Genomic DNA, 1,057 nt, shown 5'->3' on the forward strand with positions numbered 1-1,057 from the left:
GACGTGGAGGTGATCGGCGAGCACGTGGGCAACGTCGGCACCTACAGCCGCAACACGGACATCGCGCCCATCAATCCCATCTCCGGCGCGCCGTACTTCGTCCTCAAGGCGGCGGGCTGGGGCAACGGCTGGGCGGCGGGCAATGTGCTGTTCCTGCCCACCGTGGGCGCGTACTACCCGTTTGCCGCCATCCGTGCGGTGCAACCGGGCGTAGCGAGCGCCATCGACTACTCGTTCGAGCTGCTGCCCCGCGGCAACGTCGACCGTCCGCCCTCGGCCTGAGCCCTTCCCATCACCACAAGACACCCAGGATCATCATGAGTACTTCCATCAAAGTTTTCGACTCCGGCCAGGCCGGTGCGCCGGTGCTGTCCGGCACGGCCGGCGCGCTGCGCGCCGTGATCAAGGCTTGCCTGGTCGATGGCTTCGGCGCCGGCGCCGTGGCCTCGCTCAACGTCACGGCCGGCGTGGCCACCGCCACCTATGCCTCGGGCCATCCGTACCGCGTGGGCTCGGTCGCCCTCTTTGCCGGCGCGACCGGCGACGGCCTCAACGGCGAGCGGCGCATCCTCACGGTCGCCGCCGACCGGGTCACCTTCGCGGCGCCCGATGCGGCGGCGGGCGGGGCCGCGGGCAGCATCACCAGCCGCATGGCTGCGGCCGGCTGGCAGGAGCTGTTCGCGGGGCAGCTCGCCAACGTGATCGCGCTCAAGCCATCGGTGCCCGAGGCCACCGGCTGCGTGCTGCGCCTGGACGACACCGGCACCACCACGGCGCGCGTGCTCGGCTACGAGTCGATGGGCGATATCAGCACCGGCACCGGCCCATTCCCCAGCGCGCTGCAGGTGCCGGGCGGGCTCCATTGGCCCAAGAGCAATGCGGCATCGTCCGCGGCGCGGCCGTGGCGCTGCGTGGCCGGCGATCGCTGGCTGCTGCTGTGGATCGCGCCGGTCGATGGCATCACGCACGGCGGTCTGTTTGCGTTCGGGGACCTCCTGTCCTACCGCAGCGGCGATGCCTACGGCTGCGCGATCTTCGGCGGCTTGACCGCGGACGT

2 pseudogenes are annotated in these 1,057 nt (G+C 71.2%); both read left to right on the forward strand.

Annotation, left to right across the window (positions count from 1 at the left end):
- Positions 1-282 (forward strand): annotated as a pseudogene (locus AVAK2825_RS24680) (hypothetical protein); the annotation flags it as partial.
- 35 nt (positions 283-317) lie between these two features.
- Positions 318-1,057, forward strand: a pseudogene (locus tag AVAK2825_RS24685) (hypothetical protein); the annotation flags it as partial.

It is taken from the genome of Acidovorax sp. SUPP2825 (genome assembly GCF_030158995.1).
In the GTDB taxonomy this organism is placed as follows: Bacteria; Pseudomonadota; Gammaproteobacteria; order Burkholderiales; family Burkholderiaceae_C; genus Paracidovorax.